1 protein-coding gene and 1 pseudogene are annotated in these 2048 nt (G+C 71.7%); both read left to right on the forward strand.

The features are described from left to right. Positions 1-580, forward strand: a pseudogene (locus tag EAO70_RS36870) (transcriptional regulator); the annotation flags it as partial. Positions 581-721: 141 nt separating this feature from the next. Then, the coding region (locus tag EAO70_RS36875; protein WP_261993248.1) for a PP2C family protein-serine/threonine phosphatase at positions 722-2048 on the forward strand (1327 nt) is incomplete at its 3' end.

A 2048-nucleotide genomic window follows, 5' to 3' on the forward strand; every position in this document is an offset into this window, starting at 1 on the left:
GCCCTCAGCCCCCAGCCGCACCGTGCGCCCCCACCTGAAGCTGCTGCTGGAGTCGCTGCGGCCGAACCCCGCCTACGTCATCAGCCGCGGCATGGACATGCTGGCCTGGAACCCCGGCGGCCTCGCCCTGTACGCGGGGCTGGAGGACTGGCCTGCCAAACACCGAAACCTGGCCCGCCACCTCTTCCTCCACCCGGCCTCGCGCACCCTGTTCACTGACTGGGACCGCCAGATCACCGCCTGCGTCGCTCGCCTGCGCGCCGTCGCGGGCACAGCTCCCGACGCCCCGGATCTGACCAACCTCGTCGGCGAGCTTCTCCTCAAGAGCCCCGTCTTCGCCCGGCTGTGGGAACGCTACGAGGTCACCGGCCGCAAGCCCGCCCAGAAGACCTTCCACCACCCCCGCGTCGGCACCCTCACGCTCACCTCCCAGTCCATGCAGCTGGAAGGCACCCCCGGACAGCGCATCGGCGTCTACACCGCAGAACCCGGCACCCCCGACCACGACGCCCTGCTCCTGCTCGACATGAACGCGCCCGCAGCCGCGCCCAACCCGGAAATGCCGCAGACATCGCCCTGACCGTCCACTTACCGGGCCTGCTTCGGCAGTTCGGAGGTTCGCTACGGGTGAGCTGCGGTGATGTACCGCATGGCGGCGCCGTCACCGATCCCGAAGAGGCGCATCAGCCGCAGCGGGGCTCACTGACAGCGGTGCGACGGTGTGGTTTGCTTGCCCGTTGGCAACTATTGCAAGGAGGGGCTACCGGATGTCCGGTACGGAGTTCGCGGGCGCCCCCTGGGACGGTCTGCCGGCCGCGCTGTCCGATCCCGCCCGGGTGGCCGCGGTGCGGGCGACCGGCCTGCTGGACACCGGGCCGAGGAGGTCTTCGACGATCTCGCCTCGCTGGCCGCCAGGATCACCGGTACCGGCCGCGCGTTCGTCACCCTGGTGGATGCGGACCGCTCGTTCTGGAAGTCGTGCGTGGGCGTGGACCTCGACAAGCCGGCCGACCGGGAGTCCCCGGTCGAGCAGAGCTTCTGCTACTTCCTCGTCGAAGCCGGCGGGGCCCCGTTCGTCGTCGACGACGCGGCCACCGATCCCCGTACCGCCGCGCACCCCGCGGTCGGCCCGATGAACATCGGCGCGTGGGCCGGCTACCCGCTGCTCGACGACCAGGGACACGTGCTGGGCAGCTTCTGCGTGATCGACGACTCCCCCCGCTCCTGGTCTGCGGCCGACCTGACGACGTTGGCGACGCTGGCCCGATCGGTGTCGGCGGAGATGCGGATGCGGCAGATGCTCACCGCCGCCCAGGAAGCCCACCAGAAGTCCGCCGACCTCGCCCACACCCTGCAGGCCGGGCTGCTGCCATCGGCCCTGCGCGCCATCCCGGGCATGGAGGCCGCCGCCTCGTACCTGCCGGCCTCCCTGAGCGCCCGCACCGACATCGAGGTCGGCGGCGACTTCTACGACCTCTTCCGCACCCACGGCGAAAACTACGCCGCGGTCATGGGCGACGTGTGCGGCAAGGGTGTCCAGGCCGCCCAGGTCAGCTCCATGGCCCGGTACACCGTCCGGGCGGACGCCGCCGACACCGGCACGCCCGTCGAGCTGCTGACCCGCCTCAATGCCGCCATGCTCGCCCAGAGCGCCCCGCGGTTCCTGACCGCCGTCTACGCCGCCTTCCACCTCACCCCTGCCGGTGCGGCGGGGACCATCACCCTGGCCGGTCATCCTCCCGCGCTGATCCGCCGGGCCGACGGATCAGTCCAAGAGCTCGGTACGCCGGGCACCCTGCTGGGCATCCTGGGGCGGCTGCACCTGAGCGGCACGCCTTTCCAGCTCGCCCCCGGCGACCTCCTCCTGCTCTACACCGACGGCGCCATCGAGGCCCGGCCCCGGCCCGGAACCGCCCCCCAGGACGCCGGAGCGGTCTTCGGGGAAACCGACCTCGCCCAGGCCTTGGCGGCCACCCACACCATGGACGCCACCGCGACCATCGACCACCTCACCGGCGTCCTGCACGCCCATCACCACGGCTGGGCCA

Source organism: Streptomyces sp. adm13(2018), from assembly GCF_008042145.1.
GTDB lineage: Bacteria > Actinomycetota > Actinomycetes > Streptomycetales > Streptomycetaceae > Streptomyces.